This is a genomic window from Pseudomonas sp. RHF3.3-3, from assembly GCF_048069595.1.
Classification (GTDB): Bacteria; Pseudomonadota; Gammaproteobacteria; order Pseudomonadales; family Pseudomonadaceae; genus Aquipseudomonas; species Aquipseudomonas fuscovaginae_B.
In genome coordinates this window covers 5513412-5534808 of record NZ_CP182250.1, presented here as the reverse complement: position 1 = coordinate 5534808, position 21397 = coordinate 5513412, and the positions used below count along the sequence as shown (strand labels likewise).

At 65.6% G+C, this 21397-nt stretch carries 19 protein-coding genes; 15 read left to right on the top strand and 4 right to left on the bottom strand.

The features are described 5' to 3' along the window. The first annotated feature begins 282 nt into the window (after positions 1 to 282). The 6 genes from kdpF to ACMGT0_RS24105 all read left to right on the top strand — a co-directional run bounded on the left by kdpF (position 283) and on the right by ACMGT0_RS24105 (position 8314). On the top strand, positions 283 to 372 hold the full coding sequence (kdpF, locus tag ACMGT0_RS24130) for a K(+)-transporting ATPase subunit F (RefSeq protein ID WP_081005946.1): 90 nt from the start codon (positions 283 to 285) through the stop codon (positions 370 to 372). 11 nt (positions 373 to 383) lie between these two features. Then, positions 384 to 2093 carry a potassium-transporting ATPase subunit KdpA gene (gene kdpA, locus ACMGT0_RS24125; protein WP_054058189.1) on the top strand — a complete coding sequence of 570 codons (1710 nt, stop codon included), beginning with the start codon at positions 384 to 386 and terminating at the stop codon, positions 2091 to 2093. A gap of 10 nt (positions 2094 to 2103) precedes the next feature. Further along, entirely contained in the window at positions 2104 to 4158 is a 2055-nt protein-coding gene (kdpB, locus tag ACMGT0_RS24120) for a potassium-transporting ATPase subunit KdpB (RefSeq protein ID WP_054058203.1), read from the top strand. 91 nt (positions 4159 to 4249) lie between these two features. Further along, on the top strand, positions 4250 to 4801 hold the full coding sequence (gene kdpC / locus ACMGT0_RS24115) for a potassium-transporting ATPase subunit KdpC (protein WP_054058190.1): 552 nt from the start codon (positions 4250 to 4252) through the stop codon (positions 4799 to 4801). Positions 4802 to 4930: 129 nt separating this feature from the next. Next, on the top strand, positions 4931 to 7582 hold the full coding sequence (locus ACMGT0_RS24110; protein ID WP_416770127.1) for a DUF4118 domain-containing protein: 2652 nt from the start codon (positions 4931 to 4933) through the stop codon (positions 7580 to 7582). Positions 7583 to 7618: 36 nt separating this feature from the next. Next, the gene (locus tag ACMGT0_RS24105) at positions 7619 to 8314 is read left to right on the top strand and encodes a response regulator (protein ID WP_054061486.1); all 696 of its coding nucleotides are present in this window, start codon (positions 7619 to 7621) and stop codon (positions 8312 to 8314) included. 45 nt (positions 8315 to 8359) lie between these two features. Here ACMGT0_RS24105 and ACMGT0_RS24100 read toward each other — a convergent pair whose 3' ends face one another. After that, positions 8360 to 9400, bottom strand: coding sequence for a patatin-like phospholipase family protein (locus tag ACMGT0_RS24100; protein ID WP_054061485.1), 1041 nt, complete (start codon positions 9398 to 9400; stop codon positions 8360 to 8362). Positions 9401 to 9589: 189 nt separating this feature from the next. Between ACMGT0_RS24100 and ACMGT0_RS24095 the strand changes: the two genes are divergently transcribed. The 6 genes from ACMGT0_RS24095 (at position 9590) to ACMGT0_RS24070 (ending at position 15768) form a co-directional block, all read left to right on the top strand. After that, on the top strand, positions 9590 to 9868 hold the full coding sequence (locus ACMGT0_RS24095) for a hypothetical protein (protein ID WP_017902690.1): 279 nt from the start codon (positions 9590 to 9592) through the stop codon (positions 9866 to 9868). Positions 9869 to 10078: 210 nt separating this feature from the next. Next, positions 10079 to 10996 carry an AAA family ATPase gene (locus ACMGT0_RS24090; RefSeq protein ID WP_054063056.1) on the top strand — a complete coding sequence of 306 codons (918 nt, stop codon included), beginning with the start codon at positions 10079 to 10081 and terminating at the stop codon, positions 10994 to 10996. Further along, entirely contained in the window at positions 10966 to 11949 is a 984-nt protein-coding gene (locus ACMGT0_RS24085) for a DUF58 domain-containing protein (protein ID WP_416770124.1), read from the top strand. The genes ACMGT0_RS24090 and ACMGT0_RS24085 overlap by 31 nt, the downstream gene beginning before the upstream one ends. After that, positions 11946 to 13895 (top strand): transglutaminase TgpA family protein, encoded by a 1950-nt coding sequence (locus ACMGT0_RS24080; protein WP_416770123.1) that lies wholly within the window; start codon positions 11946 to 11948, stop codon positions 13893 to 13895. The genes ACMGT0_RS24085 and ACMGT0_RS24080 overlap by 4 nt, the downstream gene beginning before the upstream one ends. A gap of 24 nt (positions 13896 to 13919) precedes the next feature. Beyond that, positions 13920 to 14684: a CHAD domain-containing protein gene (locus ACMGT0_RS24075; RefSeq protein ID WP_416770121.1), complete on the top strand. Its 765-nt coding sequence runs from the start codon at positions 13920 to 13922 to the stop codon at positions 14682 to 14684. Positions 14685 to 14970: 286 nt separating this feature from the next. Then, the gene (locus ACMGT0_RS24070; RefSeq protein ID WP_416770119.1) at positions 14971 to 15768 is read left to right on the top strand and encodes an acyl-CoA thioesterase; all 798 of its coding nucleotides are present in this window, start codon (positions 14971 to 14973) and stop codon (positions 15766 to 15768) included. 149 nt (positions 15769 to 15917) lie between these two features. On the opposite strand, the gene ACMGT0_RS24065 is transcribed toward ACMGT0_RS24070, so the two are convergent. The 3 genes from ACMGT0_RS24065 to ACMGT0_RS24055 form a co-directional block, all read right to left on the bottom strand. Continuing rightward, complete coding sequence (locus ACMGT0_RS24065) at positions 15918 to 16151, bottom strand: hypothetical protein (RefSeq protein ID WP_054061531.1); 234 nt, start codon at positions 16149 to 16151, stop codon at positions 15918 to 15920. Positions 16152 to 16235: 84 nt separating this feature from the next. Next, on the bottom strand, positions 16236 to 17714 hold the full coding sequence (locus tag ACMGT0_RS24060; RefSeq protein ID WP_054063051.1) for a methyl-accepting chemotaxis protein: 1479 nt from the start codon (positions 17712 to 17714) through the stop codon (positions 16236 to 16238). 86 nt (positions 17715 to 17800) lie between these two features. Next, entirely contained in the window at positions 17801 to 18607 is an 807-nt protein-coding gene (locus tag ACMGT0_RS24055) for a TatD family hydrolase (RefSeq protein WP_416770116.1), read from the bottom strand. A 238-nt stretch (positions 18608 to 18845) separates the two neighbouring features. On the opposite strand from ACMGT0_RS24055, the gene ACMGT0_RS24050 reads away from it, so the two are divergent. The 3 genes from ACMGT0_RS24050 (at position 18846) to ACMGT0_RS24040 (ending at position 21397) form a co-directional block, all read left to right on the top strand. Further along, entirely contained in the window at positions 18846 to 20279 is a 1434-nt protein-coding gene (locus tag ACMGT0_RS24050; protein ID WP_054060669.1) for a transglycosylase SLT domain-containing protein, read from the top strand. 103 nt (positions 20280 to 20382) lie between these two features. Further along, positions 20383 to 20817 (top strand): DoxX family protein, encoded by a 435-nt coding sequence (locus tag ACMGT0_RS24045; RefSeq protein ID WP_416770114.1) that lies wholly within the window; start codon positions 20383 to 20385, stop codon positions 20815 to 20817. Between the two features lie 271 nt (positions 20818 to 21088). Continuing rightward, positions 21089 to 21397 (top strand): class I SAM-dependent methyltransferase, encoded by a 309-nt coding sequence (locus ACMGT0_RS24040; protein WP_416770112.1) that lies wholly within the window; start codon positions 21089 to 21091, stop codon positions 21395 to 21397.

The following is a 21397-nucleotide window of genomic DNA, read 5'->3' as shown; positions in this document are numbered from 1 at the left end:
GGGTATCCATTTCAAGTGTAGCTGCGGCAGGAAGCTACAGGCGCCGCATGTTGACTGGTTGTCGGTTATGTAACGAGTTCGACACAAATCGGTGGGCACCCAAACCCCCTGCCGGCATCGGCGCCAGGTCAGCGGCCTGGGGATTCTAGGGCGTAACGCCTGTGTAAATTGACTCTTTACGCCTTCTTTACGTATCGACCCGGGCGTCGCTCTCGTTCCTTTACGGGCTTCCTTCCGACAATGCCTCCACACGCGGCGATCGCCGTATCACGGAGAAATCCCATGGGCATTCTGGACGGAGTGTCACTGCTGCTGGCGGTGGCGCTGTTCATCTATCTACTGGTTGCGCTGTTGCGCGCGGATCGGAACTAGGAGCGGCGGTTATGCATGGTTACGACTATTGGCTGATCCTGGCATTCCTGGCGCTGGTACTGCTGCCGGCGCCCGCACTGGGGCGGTTCTACTACAACGTCATGGAAGGCCGGCGCACCTGGCTGACTCCGCTTCTGGGGCCGGTGGAGCGGGTCTGCTATCGGCTGTCCGGGGTGGATGAAAAGACCGAGCAGAGCTGGCAGAAATACACCCTGGCGGTACTGGCCTTCAACTTCGCCGGTTTCGTGCTGCTGTTCGCCATCCTGCAACTGCAGCAGTACCTGCCGCTCAACCCGCAGAATCTGCCGGGCCAGGAGTGGACGCTGGCGTTCAACACCGCGGTCAGTTTCATGACCAACACCAACTGGCAGAACTACAGCGGCGAGGCCTCCCTCAGCTACCTGAGCCAGATGGTCGGCCTGACCGTGCAGAACTTCGTCAGCGCCGCCACCGGCCTGGCCGTGCTGGTCGCGCTGTGCCGCGGCATCGCCCGGCGCTCGGCGTCGACCCTGGGCAACTTCTGGGTCGACATGACCCGCGCCACCCTCTACGGCCTGTTGCCGCTGTGCCTGCTGCTGGCGCTGTTCCTGGTCTGGCAGGGCGTGCCGCAGACCTTCGCCCACTACGTCAATGCCGTGACCCTGCAGGGCGCCGACCAGGTGATTCCGCTCGGCCCGGCCGCCAGCCAGATCGCCATCAAGCAGTTGGGCACCAACGGCGGTGGCTTCTTCGGCGTCAACTCGGCGCACCCGTTCGAGAACCCGACGGCCTGGAGCGACCTGTTCGAACTGGCGGCGATCATCCTGATTCCGGCAGCGCTGGTGTTCACCTTCGGGCACTACGTCAAGGACCTGCGCCAGAGCCGCGCGATCCTGGGCTGCATGCTGGCCCTGCTGCTGATCGGCGGTGCGGTCTCGCTGTATGCCGAGTACCAGCCGAACCCGACGCTGAACAATCCGGTGGTGGAACAGACCGCGCCGCTGGAAGGCAAGGAGACCCGCTTCGGCACCACCGGCAGCGTGCTCTGGGCCGTGACCACCACCGCCGCCTCCAACGGTTCGGTCAACGCCATGCATGACAGCCTCAACCCGCTGAGCGGCATGGTCGCGCTGGTCAACATGATGGTCGGCGAAGTGATCTTCGGCGGCGTCGGCGCGGGGCTCTACGGCATGTTGCTGAACGTGCTGATCGCAGTGTTCCTCGCCGGCCTGATGATCGGCCGGACCCCGGAATACCTGGGCAAGAAACTCCAGGCTCGGGAGGTGCAACTGCTGGTGGTGACTCTGCTGGTGATGCCGGTCGGCACCCTGGTGCTGGGGGCGATCGCCGCCAGTCTGCCCGGCCCGGCCGGAGCGGTCAGCAACCCCGGCGCCCACGGTTTCAGCCAGCTGCTGTACGCCTACACCTCGGCCAGTGCCAACAACGGTTCGGCGTTCGGTGGTTTCAGCGGCAACACCGCGTTCCACAACCTGATGCTGGGCCTGAGCATGCTGCTCGGCCGCTTCGGCTACATCCTGCCAGTACTGGCCCTGGCCGGCAGCCTGGCGATGAAGAAAACCGTACCGGTCGGCCAGAACAGTTTCCCGACCCACGGCCCGCTGTTCGTCACCCTGCTGACCGTGACCATCCTGCTGGTCGGTGGCCTGACGTTCCTGCCGACCCTGGCCCTGGGACCGATCGCGGATCACCTGAGCCTGGCTGTGACCGGATTGAAGAATTGAGGACCTGATGATGAACATGCCGCTTCCCGCAACAAAACCGGCTGTCGTCGAACAGCCCAGGACCACCGTCGCCGACCTGTGGCGGCCGGCGCTGGTGCAAGCCTTCGTCAAGCTCGATCCGCGCCAGTTGCAGCGGGCGCCGGTGATGCTGGTGGTGGAGCTGACGGCGGTGCTGACCACCGTCCTCTGCCTGGTCCCCAACAGCGCCGTACCGACCTTCGTCGCGGTGCAGATCGCCATCTGGCTGTGGTTCACCGTGCTCTTCGCCAACTTCGCCGAGGCCCTGGCCGAAGGCCGTGGCAAGGCCCGCGCCGACAGCCTCAAGGCCGGCAGCGAGGGCTTGAGCGCCCGGCGGCGCAAGGCCGACAACAGCTTCCAGGTGGTGCCCGCCAGCAGCCTGCGCAAGGGCGATGTGGTCCGGGTCGAAGCCGGCGAAATGATTCCCGGCGACGGCGAGGTGATCGAAGGTATCGCCGCGGTCAACGAGGCGGCGATCACCGGTGAGTCGGCGCCGGTGATCCGCGAGTCCGGCGGCGACCGTTCGGCGGTGACCGGCAACACTCGGCTGGTCTCCGACTGGTTGCTGGTGCGCATCACCAGCAACCCCGGCGAGTCGACCCTGGACCGCATGATCGCCCTGGTGGAAGGCGCCAAGCGGCAGAAGACGCCCAACGAAGTCGCGCTGGACATCCTGCTGATCGGCCTGACCCTGATCTTCCTGCTGGTAGTGGTGACCCTGCAGCCGTTCGCCCACTTCGCCGGTGGCAGCCTGCCGCTGGTGTTCCTGGTGGCGCTGCTGGTGACGCTGATCCCGACCACCATCGGCGGCCTGCTGTCGGCTATCGGTATCGCCGGGATGGATCGCCTGGTTCGCCTGAACGTGATCGCCAAATCCGGCCGTGCGGTGGAGGCCGCCGGCGATGTGCACGTGCTGCTGCTGGACAAGACCGGCACCATCACCTTCGGTAACCGCCGCTGCTCGGCGATCCACCCGGCGCCCGGCGTGCCGGTTCGTGAACTGGCCGAGGGGGCCCTGCTGGCATCGCTGGCCGACGAGACCGCCGAAGGCAAGTCCATCGTCGAATACCTGCGTGACCTTTATCCACAGACGGAGCCGGCGGCTGCCGAGCTGACCGCGGTACCGTTCAGTGCCGAGACCCGGCTGTCGGGTGTCGACCATCAGGGCCGGGTGTATCGCAAGGGCGCGGTGGATTCGCTGCTGGCGTTCCTCGGCCAGAAGCGCGCCGACCTGCAGCCGGCGCTGTCCCGGGAGATCGACCGGATCGCCCAGAGTGGTGGCACGCCCCTGCTGGTCTGCGCCGAAGGCAAGCTGCTGGGGGCCATTCACCTCAAGGACGTGGTCAAGCCAGGCATCCGCGAGCGTTTTGCCGAACTGCGCAAGCTGGGTATCCGCACCGTCATGGTCACCGGCGACAACCCGCTGACGGCGGCGGCGATCGCTGCCGAGGCCGGCGTCGACGACGTGCTGGCCGAGGCCACGCCGGAGAAGAAACTGGCGCGGATCCGCCTTGAGCAGAACGATGGGCGCCTGGTCGCGATGTGCGGCGACGGTGCCAACGATGCCCCGGCGCTGGCCCAGGCCGACGTCGGCATGGCGATGAACGATGGTACCCAGGCGGCGCGGGAAGCGGCGAACATGGTCGACCTCGACAGCGATCCGACCAAGCTGCTGGATGTGGTGCAGATCGGCAAGGAATTGCTGGTGACCCGTGGTGCGCTGACCACTTTCTCGATCGCCAACGACGTGGCCAAGTACTTCGCGATCCTGCCGGCGCTGTTCGCGGCGATCTATCCACAGCTCGGGGTGCTCAACATCATGCAGTTGGCCAGTCCGCAGAGCGCGATCCTGTCGGCCATCGTCTTCAACGCCCTGATCATCGTCGTGCTGATCCCGCTGGCGCTGCGTGGCGTGCGGGTCCAGGCGGCGAGTGCCGCGCACCTGTTGCGGCGCAACCTGCTGATCTATGGCCTGGGCGGAATCCTGGTGCCGTTCGTGGGCATCAAGGCCATCGACCTGCTGTTGACCGCGCTGCACCTGGTGTAGCTCATGCAGCCCGCTCCATTGTGGGAGCGGGCTTGCCCACGCATCAGCACACCGGACCCATCACCGCATCACCCGAATCGAGGAACTGAACATGTCTAGCGTATGGCGCCCAGCCCTGAGCCTGTTGGCCCTGATGACCCTGATCACCGGCATCGCCTACCCCCTGGTGGTCACCGGCGTGGCCCAGGCCGTTTTCCCCGACCAAGCCAACGGCAGCCTGCTGGTCGATGCCGACGGCAAGGTCCGCGGCTCGTCGTTGATCGCCCAGGATTTCACCGGCGATGCCTGGTTTCACCCACGGCCGTCGGCCGGGGCCTTTGCCACGGTATCCAGTGGCGCGAGCAACCTGTCGCCGGGCAACCCGGCACTGGCGACACGGATTTTCGACGATGCGGCCAAGCAGGTCGTGCCCGGCCAGGGGCCGGTGCCGCTGGCGTTGCTGACCACTTCCGGCAGCGGCCTCGATCCGCACTTGCCACCGGCTGCGGTTCGCTATCAACTGGCACGGGTGGCGCAGGCGCGCAACCTGCCGGCGGCGACCGTGGAAAAACTGCTGGAAGCGCATATCGAGCAGCCGCTGATTGGCCCGCCGGTGGTCAATGTGCTTGCATTGAATGCGGCGCTGGCCGATATCTCGAAGTAAGCATGCTCCCAGGTAAAAGTGCGGTGATTCCTCTAGGAGCGTGGCTTGCCCGCGAACAGGCCCTCAAGGCCTGCTCAAATCCATGAAATCCCCGCATCGGGGCCAGTTCTATCAGTGGGAACCCAGTACATGAGTGATTCAGGCCGCGCCGACGCGCTGCTCGCCGAACTGCCCCGGACCGGTCGTGGCCGGCTCAAGGTGTTTCTCGGTGCCGCCCCGGGCGTGGGCAAGACCTATGCGATGCTGCAGGCGGCCCACACGCAACTGCGCCAGGGCGTGAAAGTACTGGCCGGCGTAGTGGAGACCCATGGTCGGGCGGAGACCGAGGCGCTGCTCTCGGGGTTGCCGCAACTGCCCCTGGTGCGTTCCGAGTACCGTGGCGTGCTGCTTGAGGAAATGGACCTCGACGGCCTGCTCAGGGCCCGGCCGAAACTGGTGCTGGTCGATGAGCTGGCCCACAGTAATGCACCCGGCAGCCGACATCTGAAACGCTGGCAGGATGTTCAGGAACTGCTGGCCGCCGGCATCGACGTGTTCACCACGGTCAACGTCCAGCACCTGGAAAGCCTCAACGACCAGGTACGCGGTATCACCGGCGTGCAGGTGCGCGAGACCCTGCCCGACTGGGTCCTGCAGGAGGCCGACGAACTGCTGCTGATCGACCTGCCGCCACGGGAACTGCTCGAGCGCCTGCGCGACGGCAAGGTCTACGTGCCGGAACAGGCGCGGGCGGCGATCGATGCATTCTTCACCCAGACCAACCTCACCGCCCTGCGCGAATTGGCGATGCAGACCGCTGCCGCGCAGGTCGACAATGACCTGGCCCTTGGCTACCGCTCCCTCGGCCAGGATGCGCCGGCGATTCGCGGGCGCCTGCTGGTGGGCGTGGATGGCGATGCCCAGGCCGAGCGCCTGGTGCGCCATGCCAGCCGGGTGGCCCAGCGTCGGCACCTGCCCTGGAGTCTGGTCCATGTGGACAACGGCAGCAGCCGTGACGAACAGTCGCGACTGCGCCTGCAGAGCGCCCAGCAACTGGCCGAGCGACTGGGCGGCGAAGTGGTGCTGCTGCGGGCCGGCGAGGTGGCCAAGACCCTGATCCAGCACGCCGCCGAGCGTCGTGCCAGCCTGGTGCTGGTCGGCCAGTCGCGCCAACGCCTGCGTCGCCGGTTGTTCGGTGGCGGACTGGCCGCGCGGCTGTTGCGCAATGCCCGCGGGCTGGAAATCAACGTCCTCGACAGCCAGGAGGAGCAACGTCAGCCCCGTGCCCGTGAACCCCATGCGGTCGTCTGGACCGACTACCTGCTGGCACTGCTGGCGACAGTATTGGCCAGCGCCCTGGCCTGGGGCGTGGCCAGTGTCCTGCCGTTGCCGAACATCTCGCTGGTGTTTCTGGCCGCAGTGCTGCTGGTGGCGGTGCGCAGCAGCCTGGGGCCGGCCCTGGCCTGTGCGGTGCTGTCATTCCTGACCTATGACTTCCTGTTCATTCCGCCGAACTTTTCCTTCGAGATCCAGCGCGAAGAGGATGTGCTGACGCTGCTGTTCTTCCTGATGATGGCGGCGCTGACCGGCAACCTGGCCGCTCGCCAGCGCCGGCAGTTGCAGGCCCTGCGCGATACCCAGGAGGAAACCAGCGAACTGCTCGACCTGTCGCGCAAGCTGACCGCCGCCACCGACCGCCAGGCGGTGATCAGTGCGGCTTCGCAGCACCTCAGCGGTTGGGAAGAGCTGGAGCTGTGCCTGCTCAACCGTGACGGCCAGGGTGGCTGGAAGATCGAGAGCGGTGGCGCATTGAGCTTTTCCGAGGCCGAGCGCGCCGCCGCCGATTGGGCCTGGCAGCACGACCAGCCGGCCGGGATGGGCACCGGTACCTTGCCGTTCGGGCGCTGGTGGTGGTGGCCGTTGTCGGTGGAGGACGGCCCGCTGGCGCTGCTCGGCGTGCGTCCCCGCGAGGGCCAGTCATTGACCGGCCAGCGCCGTCGCCTGTTGACCGCGCTGAGCCAGCCACTGGCCCAGGCCCTGGCGCGGGCACGCTTGGCCGACGATCTGGAGGCGGCGCGTCTGCATGGGGAAACCGAGCAATTGCGCAGCGCCTTGCTGGCCTCGGTGTCCCATGACCTGCGCACGCCCTTGACCTCGATGCGTGGCAGCATCGACAGCCTGCTGGCCCTGGGCGAGGCGATCCCGCTGGCCGACCGTGTGGAGTTGCTGGAGGGCACTCGCGACGAGGCCGAGCGGCTTGACCGCTATATCCAGAACCTGCTGGATATGACCCGCCTGGGCCACGGCGCGCTGAAACTGGCGCGGGACTGGGTGGCGCCAGCGGATATCGTCGGCAGCGCGCTGAACCGGCTGCGAGCGGTACTGGCACCGTTGCAGGTCAGCACCCAGGTACCGGATGAACTGCCCTTGCTCTACGTGCATGCGGCGTTGATCGAGCAGGCCCTGGTCAACGTCATGGAAAACGCCGCGCGATTTTCTCCTGCCCATGGCCGTCTGCAGATCCGCGCCGGCACCGCCGAGGGTGAACTGTTCTTCGCGGTCAGCGACGAGGGCCCGGGGATTCCCGAGGAAGAGCGCAGCAAGATCTTCGACATGTTCTACACCGCTGCCCGCGGCGATCGCGGCGGGCAGGGCACGGGGCTGGGGCTGGCGATCTGCCAGGGCATGGTCGGTGCCCATGGCGGGCATATCGCCGTGGCGGAGGGCATCGACGGGCACGGTACCTGTATCACCCTGTTCCTGCCCCTGCAGGAGCAACCGGGACTTGAAAGTGAAGCCTGATATGCTTCGGCCACTTCTCAGCCAGATGCCGCAATCATGAGCCAGATATCGACCATCCTGGTCATCGACGATGAACCGCAGATTCGCAAGTTCCTGCGTATCAGCCTGGCGTCCCAGGGGTACAAGGTACTGGAGGCGGGTACCGGCGCCGAGGGCCTGGCCCAGGCGGCGCTGAACAAGCCCGACCTGCTGGTGCTCGACCTCGGCTTGCCGGACATGGACGGCCAGCAGGTGCTGCGCGAGTTTCGCGAGTGGTCCGCGGCGCCGGTGCTGGTGCTGTCGGTGCGCGCCAGCGAGGCGCAGAAGGTCCAGGCCCTCGACGGTGGTGCCAACGACTATGTGACCAAGCCCTTCGGCATCCAGGAGTTCCTGGCGCGGATCCGTGCGCTGTTGCGCCAGGTACCGGCGGGCGAGGTCCAGGAGGCGGCCTTGAGGTTCGGCCCGCTGACCGTCGACCTGGCGTATCGCCGGGTGTCGCTGGACGGGGCGGAAGTGGCGTTGACGCGCAAGGAGTATGCGGTGCTGGCCCAACTGGCACGGCATCCCGGGCGCGTCATCACCCAGCAGCAACTGCTCAAGGATATCTGGGGCCCCACCCATACCGAGGATAGCCACTACCTGCGGATCGTGGTCGGGCACCTGCGCCAGAAACTGGCGGACGACCCGACGCGGCCACGTTTCATCGTCACCGAGGCCGGCGTCGGCTATCGCCTGCTCGATAACCAGGCCTGAGACACGATCCATCCACTACTGTGGAAGCTGCGTGGTCCCTCGGTCTCAGCGCCGTTCCTCCTCGTAGCGATCCAGCGTATCGCGGGCGATCTCGCGGCCCAGGGCAATCAGCTCCGGCGCCTTGTAGAACTCGAAGAACCGGCACACGCGCTTGGGCACGTTGATCAGGATATCCGGCGGGTATCCGGCGATCTTGTACTGCGCCAGCGACGTCTGCATCACTTCGAAACTCTGGTTGATCAGGTCCAGCAAGGACGCCGGGCCGACGTTGTCGACGATGAACGAACCCGTCGCCGACTTCGGCGCACCAGCGACCTCGGGGGCCGCTGCCGGTTGCTGGGCCTCGGGATCGGCGGGGTCGAGCCAGGCATTGCTGAGGTCCGCCGAATCCGCGGCGAGGGTCTGCTGTTCCAGGCGCAGCAGTTCCTCGGCCTGCTTGCGCCGAAACGGCAGGCGCGAGCCCATGGAGCTGAGCAGGGCGTTGAAGCGGCTCTTGAAGGCCGGCGGACGCTGGATCACCGGCAACTGATACTGCTTCTGATTGGTGGCGTTGAGGTTGACGGCGATGATCAGGTCGCAGTGGCTGGAGACCACCGGCACGATCGGCAACGGGTTGAGCAGGCCGCCATCGACCAGCATGCGGTTGCCCTGCATGACCGGGGTGAACAGGCTTGGGATGGCCGCCGAGGCGCGCATGGCCTGGTGCAGGCAACCTTCCTGGAACCAGATTTCCTGCTGGTTGGTCAGGTCGGCGGCGACCGCCGTATAGGGGATGCGCAGGTCTTCGATATCGATTTCACCGACGATCTTGCGGATCTGGCCGAAGACCTTTTCGCCGCGGATCGCCCCCAGCCGGAAACTGACGTCGACCAGGCGCAGGACGTCGAGATAGTCCAGGCTCTCGATCCAGTTGCGATACTCGTCGAGCTTGCCGGCGGCGTAGATTCCGCCGACCACCGCGCCCATCGAGCAACCGGCGATACAGGCGATCTCATAGCCGCGCCGTTCGATCTCCTCGATCACCCCGATATGCGCGTACCCCCGGGCCCCACCCGAGCCCAGTACCAATGCGACACGTTTTTTCATCATGCACTCCTTCCGGCCGGTGACTCACAATGCACCCAAGGCGGGCTGAGGTACAATCGCCGAGCTGTTCGAAAGGCCGGATGGCTTGCGTTCATGTGGATTGGCTAAGCTTGTGGAACGGGGCAAGGCACTTTTTGCCTGGCGCACCGTCATAAGCTGCACGACTGTTTTTTCTCTGAGGTGTCATCGATGAAAGCCTGGATCTGTGTGCCATTGATTGCATTGGCGTTGGCTGGTTGCGCGGGCAAGACCGCCTATCGCGAAACCTGTGGTACCCAGCTGGATGCCGCCTGGCGTGAACTGGACCTGGCCAAGGCCGAAGGCTTTGCCGGAACCGTGAGCTATTCCAAGGCGCTCTCGTTGCTGACCGGGGCCAAGACCCAGCAGCAGTTCGAGGCCTATGAGGGCTGCTCGGCCAAGGCCGAGAAAGCGCGTTTCTACATCCGCGAGTCGCGCGCCGGTCGTTGAACCCAGTGGCGAGGCGGGATGCCTGATCTTGCAGGAGCGCTTCTCCCTGGCGAAGCTGAAGGACAACTTCCCGTGGCAGTCGGATTTATTCGCGAAGAACGATAACGAGGTCTTGCTGAAAGACGCGTCGCCCTCTTCGCGGATAAATCCGGCCACCACGGGGTTCCTGCGATAATATCCCCGGCGTTTCCCTCGTTTGGATGTCTGCCTATGCGCAGTAAGCTGGAAGCCTGCCTGCAGGCCGTCAACCAGGTGGTATTGGGCAAGGATGCGCAGGTCCGCCTGGCCCTGACCTGTCTTCTGGCCGACGGCCATCTGCTGATCGAGGATCTGCCCGGCATGGGCAAGACCACGCTCAGTCATACCCTGGCCAAGGTCCTTGGCCTGAGTTTTCAACGTATCCAGTTCACTTCCGACCTGCTGCCCAGCGATATTCTCGGCACCTCGGTGTTCGACAGGGATAGCGGCGCTTTCGTCTTCCATCCCGGGCCGATCTTCGCCGAGCTGGTGCTGGCCGATGAAATCAATCGCGCCACGCCCAAGAGCCAGAGCGCCCTGCTCGAAGCCATGGAGGAAGGCCAGGTGACCATCGAGGGCGCCACCCGGCCGTTGCCATCGCCGTTTTTCGTCATCGCCACGCAGAACCCCACCAGCCAGGGCGGCACCTTTGCCTTGCCCGAGTCGCAGCTCGATCGTTTCCTGATGCGCGTGTCCCTCGGTTATCCGGCCCGGGCGGCGGAAAAGGCGCTGTTGCAGGGCACCTCACGGCGGGACCTGCTGCCGCGGCTGCAACCGATCCTCAGCCATGGCGAACTGGCCGTGTTGCAGCAGGAGGTCAAGCAGGTCCGCGCCAGCGATGCGTTGGTGGACTATGTGCTGCGCCTGGTCGGTGCGACCCGCAGTGAAGCGCAATTCGCCTGGGGCCTGTCGCCGCGGGCGAGCCTGGCGATCCTTGCCGCTGCCCGGGCCTGGGCGTTGCTGGCCGGGCGGGACTACGTGATTCCAGAAGACGTGCAGGCGGTGTTGCCGGCGGTGATCGGCCATCGCCTGCGCGAGCGTGCCGACCCGGCCGGGCTGGGTGGTGGCGCCCTGGTGCAGTGGCTGTTGCGCGAGGTGCCGGCGCTTTGATGAGCCGGCTGCGCACGGCGTGGCGGGCCTGGCTGGCCCGGCGCCTGCCGCCGTCGGCGCGGGTGGAGCTGACCCAGCGACGGATCTTCATCCTGCCCAACCGTACCGGTGGGGTGTTTGCCGCCTTGCTGCTGCTGATCCTGCTGGTGGCGATCAATTATCAGAACAGCCTCGCCTATGGCTTGTGCTTCCTGCTGTTGTCGCTGTTCGTCGTGGCGATCCTGCATACCTATCGCAACCTGCGGGGGCTGGTGCTGAGCGCCGGGGTCGGGCCGGCGGTGTTCGTCGGTGAGCAGGCGCGTTTCGTGGTCCGCCTGGAAAGCGCCGGCAAGAGCCACCAGGCGGTCCATCTCGGCTGGTCGGCCCGGACGACCCAGGCGACCGATGTCCCGCCGGCGGGTTTCAGCGAGCTGGAACTGACCCGGCCGACCGTGGCGCGCGGCTGGCTGGCAGCCCCGCGGATCGGTGTGCGCAGCAGCTTCCCCCTGGGTATCCTGCGTGCCTGGAGCTGGGTCGACCTGGGGCAGCGGGTGCTGGTTTATCCACAGCCGCTGGAAGGTGAACTGCCGGCCCTGACCAGCCTGCCGGAGGATGAGCGGGAGGAGGGCGCGCGGGCCCACGGGCACGGCGTCGATGACTACCAGGGGCTCAAGCCCTACCAGCCCGGCGACTCCTGGCGTCGCTTGCACTGGAAGGCCTACTCCCGTGGACAAGGGCTGCTGATCAAGGATTTCGCCCGCCTCGAGGGTCGGGAACATTGCCTGGATTTCCTCGCCCTGGGCGGCGATGTCGAGCAGCGCCTGTCGCGTCTGTGCTATTGGGTGCTGGAGTTGACCCGTCGCCAGCAGCCGTTCGCCTTGCAGTTGCCCGGTCGACGCCTGGCCACCGACAGCGGTGCGGCCCATTGCGAGGCGTGCCTGCGCGCCCTGGCGCTGTTCGGGCAAGAGGCATGAGTCACGTGACGACGATTTCCCGGGCCAGCCTGGTCTGGCTGTTGGTGGCCCAGGCCCTGGTCATGGTGCCGTTCTGGTTCCACGTGCCGTTGTGGATGGTCGCCTTCTGGCTCGGTTGCAGCTTCTGGCGTATCCAGGTGTATCGCATGCGCGCGGCCTTTCCCGGGCGGCTGCTGGAACTGCTGTTGCTGCTGTTCACCATCGCCGGAATCTGGCTTTCGCGCAGCAGCCTGATCGGCCTGGACGCCGGCGCGGTGCTGCTGGTGGCGATGTTCATCCTCAAGCTGGTGGAAACCCGCACCCACCGCGATGCGCTGGTGCTGATATTTCTCGGCCTGTTCTGCGTGGCGGTGGCCTATCTGTTCGAGGACAGCCTGCCGTGGGCGGCCTACAGCCTGCTGCCGATCGGGGCCCTGCTGGCGGCCCTGATCGGCTTGCAGCAGGGCCCCGGCACCCGGCCGGCGGCGACCTTGAAACTGGCCGCGACCCTGTTGGCGCAGGCCGTGCCGCTGATGCTGCTGTTGTTCCTGTTCTTCCCGCGGATCGCACCGCTATGGTCGTTGCCGTTGCCGAGCGACAAGGGCCTGAGCGGGCTGTCCGAAAACATGTCGCCGGCCGATGTCGCCGAACTCGGGCGCTCCGCCGACCTGGCGTTTCGTGCCAGTTTCGACGGCCCGCTGCCGCCGCGACGGGCGTTGTACTGGCGTGCCTTGACCCTGGAGCAGTTCGACGGCCGCCGCTGGAGCCAGTCGCCGGGCATCGCCTCGAGCCCGGCGCCGAAATGGCAGGCCAGCGGTGAGCCCTGGCGCTACAGCATCCTCCTGCAACCGAGCGGCAAGCCCTGGCTGCCGACGCTGGATGTCGCCAGCAGTGATCTGGGCGATGTGCGCCAACTGGCGGACTATCGCCTGCAACGTCAGCGCCCGGTGCAACAGGCGCTGCTGTACCGGGCCAGTTCCTTGCCGCAGGTGTCACGCGACCCGCAGCTCGACGAACGGGCCCGCCGTCGCGCCCTGCAACTGCCGGCCCAGGGCGACCCGCGAACCCGCCAATGGGCGACCGAACTGCGGCGCACCTATCCACAGCCCGACGCGCTGGTGGCGGCGCTGCTCGGGCATTTTCACGACGAACCCTATCACTACACCCTCAGGCCGCCGACCCTGGGGCCCGACAGTATCGACGGCTTCCTGTTCGACAGCCGCCAGGGCTTCTGCGCGCACTTCGCCGGCGCCATGACCTATGTGCTGCGCGCGGCGGGCATTCCGGCGCGGGTGGTGGCCGGCTATCAGGGAGGCGAGTTGAATCCGGCCGGCCACTTTCTGACCGTGCGCCAGTACGACGCCCATGCCTGGGTCGAGTACTGGCAGGCCGGGCAGGGCTGGCGCAGTGTCGACCCGACCTACGCGGTGGCGCCGCAGCGCATCGACCAGGGCCTGGAGCAGGCCCTGGTCGATGAGGGCGCGCCGGGGGCCTTGGCGTTCTCGCCGTTGCGGTACCGTCAGTTGAGCTGGCTCAACGAGTTGCGCCTGGGCTGGGATAACCTCAATTACGCCTGGCAACGCTGGGTCCTGGGCTATCAGGGCGAGCAGCAGTTGCAGATACTCGGGCGCTGGTTCGGCGACCTGGCCGGGGTGATGCTGCCGATCGGCCTGGTGCTGATCCTGGCATTGCTGTCGTTATGGCTGCTGCGCCCCTGGCAGGCGAAGGCCGATCCGCAACTGCGCGCGTTCATGACCTTTGAACGACTGCTGCGCCGCCGTGGCCTGGTCCGTGAGCCGGGCGAGGGACCGTTGGCATTCGTCGAGCGCGCCGCCGCACAGTTGCCGCTGCAGGCGCCGGACATCCGTCGCTTTGGCGAGTTGTTCGTCAGCCAGCGCTATGCTGAAGAAACCCCGTCGATGGATGTATTGCAACAGGCGTTGCAGGCATTACGTCGCAGTCTTTGAAGTTCGATTTGGGAGGAAATGTCGATGTCGGCCCTGGTGGATCGTTTGGTGGCTCAGGTGTTGAACCTGCACGTGCGGTTGTTGGCCTGTCATGCGCGGGTCGATGCGCTGACCGATGACGAGGGCCTGCATGACCTGCGCATCGCCGTGCGCCGCCTGCGCGGCCTGCTGCGGCCATTGCGCGGATTGCCGGGTGTCGAGCAACTGGAGCAGGCGGCAGCCGAAGTGGGGCGCTCGACCACGCCGATCCGCGACCGCGAGGTGCTGGCGGCCTATCTGCACCGCCAGGGCCAGCATGCCGCGGCCACGCGGCGCACCGCGCAACTGTCCCAGGACTACTGGGCCGTGGCGCGCAGCAATGAACTGCGGCACCTGCTTGATGTACTCGATGCCTTCCCGCGTTTCCTCCGTGCCGCGGAGCGTCAGGGCCTGCTCAAGGGCTTGCGCAAGCGCATCGAGAAGCGCCTGGCCAAGCAGTGGCAGGCCCTGGACGAGGCCTTGCACGCACCGGGGCACGACCGCCATCGCCTGCGTCTGCTGATCAAGCGGGTGCGTTACGCCGCCGAAGCCTACCCGGAACTGGACCGGCTGCCGGCACCGGCATTGCGGCGGCTCAAGGGGGCCCAGGAAGCTCTGGGCGACTGGCATGACTGCTGGCAATGGTTGCTCCAGGCCCAGACCCAGGCGGACCTGCAACCCTGCGTCAAGGGTTGGCGCCATACCATGGCTCGCGCCGAAGGCAAGTCGGACCGCATGCTGGAGAAACTGAGCAGCAGCTGTTTCCCCTGAGATGACGACCTGTATGGCGGGTCATTTGGCTGGAATGGACGCTTTACCTCGCGAAGAGGCTGGTTAAGATTCACTTCCATGATGCAAGTAGGGTGGCCTGTGTGGTTCATTCGCTTGCTCAATTTCGGTCCAGGGCTGCGTTGCCATTCTCGCCGTAGCGTGACTGCGAGGGGTCATGGCGTCTTGCCAGGCAACCCCCAGGGCTCGAATTTGGGTAGGTGAACCAATCTTGTGGGCCACTGGCTTGCAGCGGGTTTCAGGGAATTCTTGTCCAGCCGAGGTGTGCATGCGCTTTTCCGATTTGCTCGAAGGGGTTCGTCGCGATCCCCAGGCTCTTGTCATTCCGGCCGAATGGGGCCAGGGGCGCGCCTCGTTTGGCGGCCTGGTGGTCGCGCTCCAGTACGAAGCCATGCGCGCCCGGGTGCCGGCTGATCGCCCCGTCCGTTCGCTGGCGGTGACCTTTGTCGGTCCGGTCGAGCCAGGGGTGCCGGTCAGTTTCGAGGTCGAGGTGCTGCGCGAAGGCAAGGCGGTCAGCCAGGTGCTCGGGCGGGCGCTGCAGAACGGTCAGGTGGTGACTCTGGTGCAGGGCAGCTTCGGTGCCTCCCGGGAGTCGGCGGTGGCGATGGCGGCCGAGCCGGCGCCGGACATGAAGCACTGGGACCAGTGCCAGGAACTGCCGTACGTCAAGGGCGTGACGCCGGAGTTCATGCAGCACCTGGCGATGCGCTGGGCGGTTGGCGGCTTTCCGTTCACCGGCAACACTTCGCGGGAGATGGGCGGCTGGGTGCGCCTGCGCGGTGATGTCGAGCAGGAGCCACTGAACGAGGCGCACCTGCTGGCCCTGGTGGATGCCTGGCCGCCGGCGCTGTTGCCGCACCTGAAGAAGCTGGCGGCGGGCAGTACCCTGACCTGGACCATCGAGTTCGTGCAACCGCTGCTGGAGCTCGACACCCTGGACTGGTGCAAGTACCTGGCGGTGATCGAGCATGCCCGCGATGGCTACGGGCATGTGGCGGCAGCGCTGTGGAGCCCGGATGACCGGCTGATCGCCCTGAGCCGACAGACCGTCACGGTATTCGGCTGACTGGCGCTGTGTGTGGGAGCCGAGGTACTTCTTTTGGGATCGGAATCACCGCTGGACTGCCTCCCAAGGGTTGGATGGGTGTCCAACTTCTTGGGGGCAGTCCAGACCGTGTGCTCCTACAGGAGCGTTGTGCTTTCGGCGTCCGGTTACTAGGCTTCGAGCGTCTGCCGCTTGCGCTGCACTGCGCTGGCGGCGACCAGGCCGATCACGCCGATGGCGACGTTGGTCAGGTCCTGGGTGAACACCCCGCTGGCCAGCAACAGGAAGGCCAGGGCAAACAGGATCACCGAGAGCAGTTGCAGGCCTTCGCGGGTGCCATCGTTCGAGTGTTGTGGCGCAACGCGCCATTGCCAGGCGGGAAGGTTGGGATGACGTTTGCCCATGGTTATGCCCCTTGGTTCGTGGATTCGATGGACCAAGAATAAGCCGGGCAAACGTCGGCGACGAATCAACTGTTGCTATCGCACCTATAGCTTGAGCTGGCCAATGGCCCTGTTCAGTTCACCGGCCAGGGTCGCCAGTTCATTGCTGGTGCTGGCCGAGTCCACGGTCTGTTGCACGGTGTTTTCGGTGACATCCCGGATGCTCACCACGGCCCGGTTCATCTCCTCGGCGACCTGACTCTGCTGCTCGGCGGCCACGGCGATCTGGGTATTGCTCTCGCGCATCTGCGCGACCGCGCCGGTGATTTCGGCCAGGGCGGCCCCGGCCTCCTGGGCTTGCTGTACGCAGTCGTCGGCCTTGAACGAGCTTTCCTGCATGAAATCCACGGCATCGCGGGTGCCGGACTGCAGGGCCGAGACCATGGTGGTGATTTCATCGGTGGAGGTCTGCACACGCTTGGCCAGGTTGCGCACCTCGTCGGCGACCACCGCGAAACCCCGGCCCATTTCACCGGCCCGGGCGGCTTCGATCGCCGCGTTCAGGGCGAGCAGGTTGGTCTGCTCGGCGATGCTGTGGATCACACTGACCACGCCGTTGATCTTCTGGCTGTCCTCGGCCAGGCGCTGGATCATCTCGGCGGTCTGCTGTACGCCGCTGGACAGGCCGGCGATCGACTGCTGGACACGGCTGACCACTTCCTGGCCGCTGCCGGCCAGGGTGTCGGCGGTCTTCGACAGGTCGCGGGTGGCGCCGGCATGCTGGGCGATGTGATAGACCGTCGCGGTCATCTCGTTGATGGCGGTGGCGGCCTGGTCGGTTTCGCTCTGCTGGCCGAGCATGCCGTGCTGCACATCGTTCATGCTCGAGGCCAGGCGCGCCGCGCCGACATCCAACTGCGCGGCGGTGCGGGCGACGGTGCCGACCACGCGCTGGTAGCCGGCCTGCATGGCGTTGAAGGCGCTGGCCATCTGGCCGACTTCATCCTTGCACGCCAGCGGCACGCGGGCGGACAGGTCGCCGGTCTTTTCCACGTGCAGCATCACGTCCTTGAGGGTGTTGAGCTGGCTGAGCAGGAAGCGGATCAGCAACTGCGAGGCGCAGAGCATCGCCAGCATCAGGATGAACACGGCCACGGCGTATTGGGTGAAGCGCTCGCCGAACACCTGCGCCAGGCTCGGCGCGTAGGCGAGTACGGCCACCCGCTGGGTGCCATGGCTGACCACTTCGGCACCGAGCAAAGGGTTGTCGCCGAACAGCGGCATGTAGTCGTAGCCGACCCAGCCCTGGGCGTCGCTCAGGCGTGGCAGCATCTGGCCGTTGAGGCTGGGCGTCTGGCCGCTCTGGAACACCAGCAACTGGTCGTTCTGCGGCAGGGGCTGGCCGGCGGGCCAACTGGCCAGCAGCCGCGCCTCGGCCTGGGCGGCGGCGCGCGCGGCGTCGGTGCGGGCCTGCTGCTCCAACTGTACCGCGTACAGCACCAGCAACAGGGTGGTGACGAAGGCCACTGCGTTGACGGCCCAGAATTTGTATTTCAGCGAGATATTGCTAAGCCAGGCACCCATGGAAGGTCTTCTCTGATTGAGCGGAAACAGTATTGGCAAGGTGCCATCATTGTGTCCCGCGCAAAGTGAAGACGTGTTGATATGGGTCAAGCAATCGGCGGCAGGCCAAAGAACGCCCGGGCGCAGGCGCTGCTGTGGGCGGCCAGGTCGGCCTCGGTTTCGCCGCGGTGCAGGGCCACTTCACGCAGGACTTCGGTGAGGAATGCCGGTTCGTTGCGTCCGTTCTTCGGCTTGGGCCGCAGGCTGCGGGGCAGCAGGTAGGGCGCATCGCTCTCCAGCATCAGGCGGCCACGGGGAATTTCCCGTACCAGCGGGTGCAGGTGGGTGCCGCGGCGTTCGTCGCAGATCCAGCCGGTGATGCCGATGTGCAGGTCCAGGTCCAGATAGCTGAACAGCGCCCGCTGTTCGCCGGTGAAGCAGTGCACCACGGCGGCCGGCAGGCGGTCGCGGTAGTCGCGCAGGATCTGCAGCAGGCGCGGGTTGGCATCGCGTTCGTGGAGGAACACCGGCAGTTGCAGTTCCACCGCCAGGGCCAGGTGTTCCTCGAGGACTTTTTCCTGTTGTGGGCGTGGCGAGAAATCGCGGTTGAAATCCAGCCCGCATTCACCGACCGCGCAGACGTTGGCTTCCCTGAGCAGGGTTTTCAGACGAGCGGCACTGTCGGCATTCCAGTCGCTGGCGGAGTGGGGGTGGATACCGGCCGTGGCGAACAGCTGGCGACCGCTCTCATCCAGCGTCCGGCATAGCTCCAGGGCCTGCTCGCTGCCCTCGATGCTGGTGCCGGTGACGACCAGTTGGCAGACCCCGGCGGCCTGTGCGCGGTCGAGTATTTCCCGGTGTTTTCCGGAAAAAGCCGAGTTGGTCAGGTTGACGCCGATATCGATGAGTTGCATGGTTCGTCCTCAGGCCGCAGGCCACAAAGCATATCAGAGCTGTAGATTTATAATAAAAACCAAGAACTACAACGAGTTATGACTGTCTTTTAAGGCCGCAAGCGAGCAGTGCCAGCCTTCAGGCCGCTGCCGTACCCGTCTTGCGCACCTTGATTCGCGTTCACAGAGACGCTCGGTTCCAACGACCCGTACCAGGCCATGGGGCTTGCGGCGGGACAGTATTCTTTGCGGAGAACGGATGAAGCGACCCTCGCTGTTGCTCCTGCTGTGCCTGTTCCTGCTGCCGTTGCCGGCGGTAGCGCGGCTGGCTGGGCCATTGGAAATCGGCCATCCGGGCAAGGTCCGCGACCTGGCGGAAATCCGCGGCAGCCGTGTCCTGCGGGTGCTGGTCAACCAGAGTCGCAACAGCTCGGGAGAAATCCAGGGCGAGGCGATCGGGGTCGAGTACCACCGGCTGCGGGCCTTCGAGCAGTACCTGAACGGGCATGCCCGGGACAATCAGGAAATCACCCTCAAGCTCATCCCCAAGGCCAAGGACCAGTTGCTTGGCGCACTGCAGCGGGGTGAAGGCGACCTGGTCGCGCCGGGCGAACTGCTCGAGGCGCAAGCCGGGCATGCGGTCAGCGCCAGCGAGCCGATCGGCAACCCGGTGCCGCTGCTGCTGGTGGGGCTCAAGGGGGAAAAGCGCATTACCCGGGTCGAACAGCTTTCCGGACGCACGCTGACCCTAGCCACCGGCAGCGCCGCCGCCGATGCGGTGAACCAGATCAACCAGAAGCTGGCCCTGCACAAGCTGGCGCCGGTGAAGGTCGAATGGGTCGACCCGAGCCTGGCGGTGGAGGACGTGCTGGAAATGGTCCAGGGCGGGATCTTTCACCTGACCGTCGTCGAGCAGCCGATTGCCGAGCGCTGGGCCAGGATCATGCCCAAGCTGCGCTTCGACCGGCAGGTGCTGGTCGGCGAGCCGGGACAGATGCGCTGGTTCGTGCGGCGTGACGCGTCGATGTTGCTGGCCAGCATCGATCGTTTTTTCAAGACCTACAAATCGCCCTCCGACCAGGATGCGGCCTTCCTGCGCATCTATCGGCGCCTGTACCAGGTGCATTACCCGCTGGCCCGCGATGACCGGCAGAAGCTGGAGAAGCTGCGGCCGGTGCTGCAGCGGCATGCCCAGGCCCAGGGTATTGACTGGCTGAACCTGGCGGCGCTGGCGTTCAAGGAGTCGGCGCTGGATCCCAATGCCCGTGGCGCGAGCGGTGCCACCGGGTTGTTGCAGATTACCCCGTCGGCGGCCCAGCGGGTCGGGGTGGGCAATATCCAGAATGTCGATAACAACGTGCAGGCCGCGGCCCGCTACCTGGCGATGATCCGCCGCAAGTTCTTCGCCAGCCCCAAGCTCAACGAACGCGAACGCATGGCTTTTGTCCTGGCCGCCTACAACATGGGCCCCGAGCGGGTCCAGGGCATGCGCACCGAGGCGCGGCGGCGCGGCCTGAATCCCAACCAGTGGTTTTTCCAGGTTGAACGGGTGGCGATGGAGCAGGTAGGAATGGCTCCGGTCAACTATGTTAATAGTGTGAACAAGTATTACCTGGCGTTCGATCGGGAGCGCGGTTCCCTGGAAAGGGATTCTCTGGAACACAACGGAAGGAAGATTGCTTCACGGAAATGATCGAATAGTTCGATTGTTATGTCAGGTTTTTTGCGCTTTTTTCATTTTAAAAACTGATTAGTATGGCGCCCATCAACTCGACATTTGAATTAAGGATTCAACCATGAGCACTCTGACCCAACGCGTTCTGAACACCCGTGCCGGCTACGGCCTCACCATCCTGCGGATTCTGGTGGGGATCATCTTCGCCGCCCACGGCGCGCAAAAACTCTTCGGCCTGTTCGGTGGCTATGGCCTGGCGGGTACCGCACAGTGGATGGAAAGCATCGGCCTGGCACCGGGCCACCTGATGGCGCTGCTGGCTGGCGGCACCGAGTTCTTCGGCGGCCTGGCGCTGATCATCGGCCTGCTGGCACGTCCTGCGGCGTTGGGCCTGACCTTCACCCTGGTGGTGGCGATCCTCTCGGTGCACATCCACAACGGCCTGTTCATGAGCAACAACGGCTACGAGTTCGCCCTGGCGCTGCTGGGTGGCACCCTCGCCGTGCTGATCGAAGGCGCCGGCAAGGCCTCGGTCGATGGCATCATCAACCGCTGATATCCCCCGATGATCACCAAAGGCCCGCACTTGCGGGCCTTTTTCGTTGTCATGCTTTTACGGGACACCGTCCGGCGCGATTCTTGACAGTGCCCCCCGCGCTTCTCTAGGATGCTTTGCATGCGCCGATTTAAACAGCTACTTGCGGGGCGCCAGGGGAGTCCACAACACTCCGCCAGAGGCCTGGTCCAGGCTTCGAAATACCGCTAAAGCGCTGGTTCGGTGTTGCCTCACACCTGCCCGGCAGATCGTTGAGGCGGAGACACGCACGTTGAACAATCCACGCCCTGTTGTACGTCTGGTGCCGATCACGGCCAACCTTCCCGAACGCAACCCGAAAATTCTCCTGTGCGGCCAGAATCAGCCGACGCTGCTGCGTTGCCTGGACGGCTGGCCGCGTCGCAAGGGACGGGCTTCGGCGTTCCTGATCCAGTTTGCCGAAGATGGCGATTCGCTGGAGCGCTTTGCCAGCGACAGTTTCGACATGGCGGTGATCCAGTCGCCGAGTGCGGAGCGGGCCGAGGTGGTGATTCGGCAGTTGACGCGGGTGGCGCGGCAGGGGCTGATCACCCGGCGGTGA

What these genes read in the sequence shown, in the direction of transcription:
- kdpF (WP_081005946.1), top strand. Translation starts at nt 283, where the DNA reads ATGGGCATTCTGGACGGAGTGTCACTGCTGCTGGCGGTGGCGCTGTTC.
- kdpA (WP_054058189.1), top strand. Translation starts at nt 384, where the DNA reads ATGCATGGTTACGACTATTGGCTGATCCTGGCATTCCTGGCGCTGGTA.
- kdpB (WP_054058203.1), top strand. Translation starts at nt 2,104, where the DNA reads ATGAACATGCCGCTTCCCGCAACAAAACCGGCTGTCGTCGAACAGCCC.
- kdpC (WP_054058190.1), top strand. Translation starts at nt 4,250, where the DNA reads ATGTCTAGCGTATGGCGCCCAGCCCTGAGCCTGTTGGCCCTGATGACC.
- ACMGT0_RS24110 (WP_416770127.1), top strand. Translation starts at nt 4,931, where the DNA reads ATGAGTGATTCAGGCCGCGCCGACGCGCTGCTCGCCGAACTGCCCCGG.
- ACMGT0_RS24105 (WP_054061486.1), top strand. Translation starts at nt 7,619, where the DNA reads ATGAGCCAGATATCGACCATCCTGGTCATCGACGATGAACCGCAGATT.
- ACMGT0_RS24100 (WP_054061485.1), bottom strand. Translation starts at nt 9,400, where the DNA reads ATGAAAAAACGTGTCGCATTGGTACTGGGCTCGGGTGGGGCCCGGGGG.
- ACMGT0_RS24095 (WP_017902690.1), top strand. Translation starts at nt 9,590, where the DNA reads ATGAAAGCCTGGATCTGTGTGCCATTGATTGCATTGGCGTTGGCTGGT.
- ACMGT0_RS24090 (WP_054063056.1), top strand. Translation starts at nt 10,079, where the DNA reads ATGCGCAGTAAGCTGGAAGCCTGCCTGCAGGCCGTCAACCAGGTGGTA.
- ACMGT0_RS24080 (WP_416770123.1), top strand. Translation starts at nt 11,946, where the DNA reads ATGAGTCACGTGACGACGATTTCCCGGGCCAGCCTGGTCTGGCTGTTG.
- ACMGT0_RS24075 (WP_416770121.1), top strand. Translation starts at nt 13,920, where the DNA reads ATGTCGGCCCTGGTGGATCGTTTGGTGGCTCAGGTGTTGAACCTGCAC.
- ACMGT0_RS24070 (WP_416770119.1), top strand. Translation starts at nt 14,971, where the DNA reads ATGCGCTTTTCCGATTTGCTCGAAGGGGTTCGTCGCGATCCCCAGGCT.
- ACMGT0_RS24065 (WP_054061531.1), bottom strand. Translation starts at nt 16,151, where the DNA reads ATGGGCAAACGTCATCCCAACCTTCCCGCCTGGCAATGGCGCGTTGCG.
- ACMGT0_RS24060 (WP_054063051.1), bottom strand. Translation starts at nt 17,714, where the DNA reads ATGGGTGCCTGGCTTAGCAATATCTCGCTGAAATACAAATTCTGGGCC.
- ACMGT0_RS24055 (WP_416770116.1), bottom strand. Translation starts at nt 18,607, where the DNA reads ATGCAACTCATCGATATCGGCGTCAACCTGACCAACTCGGCTTTTTCC.
- ACMGT0_RS24050 (WP_054060669.1), top strand. Translation starts at nt 18,846, where the DNA reads ATGAAGCGACCCTCGCTGTTGCTCCTGCTGTGCCTGTTCCTGCTGCCG.
- ACMGT0_RS24045 (WP_416770114.1), top strand. Translation starts at nt 20,383, where the DNA reads ATGAGCACTCTGACCCAACGCGTTCTGAACACCCGTGCCGGCTACGGC.